We start from the raw sequence: 1,970 nt of genomic DNA on the forward strand, positions 1-1,970 counted from the left end.
CCCCCCGGCCGCCCCCCGCCGAGACCGCGAAGCCGGCTGAGACGGCGCCGGCGGCGGAACCGGCAAAGCCTGCCGAGGCCGTCCCGGCATCGCCTGCTCCCGCCGCCGAGCCGGCCAAGCCCGCTGAAACCAAGCCGGCGGACACCAGCCATACCATCGCCGCCGGCGATACCTATTGGGACCTGGCCAGGAAAGCCTATGGCGACGCCACCAAGTGGAAGCTCATCTCCGAGGCCAACAAGGACTTCAAGCCGCGTCGCCTGCCGCTTGGCGCGACGCTGACCATTCCGCCGGCGGCGAAGTAAGCGGCAGCCCGGAATTCGTGGCACCCGCCCGGAAACGGGCGGGTGTTCCTTTTCCGGTGCCAAACACGGTAAGGTGCGGCCAGACGCAGCATTGAAAACCGGCAGGGCATCGCTAGTTTCCGCGGCGCTACCGGAGACCGTTGATGACGCTTGCCAGCCCCACCGATGTCAAGACCGCGAAGACCGCTGGTCCGCTGCCTGCCGGCCACCCGGCGGTGAAGCAGGGCAAGGTCGGCGTCATGCTGATCAATCTCGGCACACCCGACGGAATCGAATTCGCGCCGATGTGGCGGTATCTCAGGGAATTCCTCTCCGACCCGCGCGTCATCGAGCTCAACAAGGCGATCTGGTACCCGATCCTTTACGGCCTGGTTTTGACGACCCGGCCGAAAAAGTCCGGCGCCAACTATGCCCGAATCTGGAACCGGGAGAAGAACGAGTCGCCGCTGCGCACTTTCACCCGTTCCCAGGCAGAGAAGCTCGCCAGTGCCCTCGCCGATCAGTCGAACGTCGTGGTCGACTGGGCGATGCGCTACGGCAATCCTTCGACCGCAAGCATCGCGCAAAAACTGGTCGAGCAGGGCTGCGACCGTATCCTGTCCTTCCCGGTATATCCGCAATATTCGGCAACGACGACGGCGACCGCCAACGACCAGTTGTTCCGCGCGCTGATGAAGATCAGAAACGCGCCGGCGATCCGCAGCGTGCCGCCCTATTACGATGAACCGGTCTACATCGAGGCTCTCGCTCACTCGATCGAGCGGCATCTTGAGACGTTGGACTTCAAGCCCGAGGTCGTTATCGCGTCCTATCACGGCATCCCGAAGCCGTATTTCGAGAAGGGCGACCCCTACCATTGCCACTGTCTCAAGACGACGCGGCTGCTGCGGGAAAGGCTCGGCTGGGACGAGAAGAAGCTCATCACCACCTTCCAATCGCGTTTCGGCGCGCAGGAATGGCTGCAGCCCTACACCGATGTCACGGTCGAGAAACTGGCCAAGGACGGCGTGAAATCCATCGCCGTCGTCAATCCGGGCTTCTCCGTCGACTGCATCGAGACCCTGGACGAGATCGGCCGCGAGGCGGCCGAAACCTTCCATCACGCCGGCGGCAAGAACTTCGCCCATATCCCCTGCCTCAATGATAGCGCCGAGGGCATGGCGGTCATCGAGGCGCTGGTCCGGCGCGAGCTTTCCGGCTGGGTGTGACCGGCTTCACCGACAGACTCGAAACGGTGCGCAAAACCCGCCGCTAACCGATATCCGAGCATGATGCCGAAAAGTGTGAGCGGTTTTCGGATCACATCATGCTCTTTCTATTGACCCAGAGCCGGATGATTTCAGGTCGATCCGGCCTGAAATCATCCGGCTCTGGCGATCACCTGATTGTAACGTTGCGGAAACACACTTAAGTGATTCCGTGAGGTCGCCGCCTTTGAGGGAGAAGCGAAATGGGCTTTAGCGGTTTCGATATTGCCATCATTGTTCTTGTTTTCCTGGTCATCATTCTGCTTTTCAAGGGCATCAGGACGGTGCCGCAAGGCTACAACTACACGGTGGAGCGCTTCGGCCGTTACACCAAGACGCTGACACCCGGCCTCAACATCATCAACCCGATCTTCGAGCGCGTCGGCGCCAAGATGAACATGATGGAGCAGGTGCTCGA

The 1,970-nt window shown here is 61.7% G+C and carries 2 protein-coding genes and 1 pseudogene; all 3 read left to right on the top strand.

Translation table 11 applies throughout. The annotated features are described in order from the left end of the window. Positions 1-305: LysM peptidoglycan-binding domain-containing protein (locus tag EOA27_RS34075; RefSeq protein ID WP_127258461.1), on the top strand; the 305-nt coding region annotated here is incomplete at its 5' end. A gap of 143 nt (positions 306-448) precedes the next feature. Beyond that, entirely contained in the window at positions 449-1,513 is a 1,065-nt protein-coding gene (gene hemH / locus EOA27_RS34080) for a ferrochelatase (protein WP_126081469.1), read from the top strand. A 242-nt stretch (positions 1,514-1,755) separates the two neighbouring features. Beyond that, positions 1,756-1,970, top strand: a pseudogene (locus EOA27_RS34085) (SPFH/Band 7/PHB domain protein); the annotation flags it as partial.

The sequence above is a fragment of the Mesorhizobium sp. M2A.F.Ca.ET.037.01.1.1 genome, from assembly GCF_003998075.1.
Classification (GTDB): Bacteria; Pseudomonadota; Alphaproteobacteria; order Rhizobiales; family Rhizobiaceae; genus Mesorhizobium.

Coding starts and splice junctions, on each gene's coding strand:
- hemH (WP_126081469.1), top strand. CDS start 449: ATGACGCTTGCCAGCCCCACCGATGTCAAGACCGCGAAGACCGCTGGT.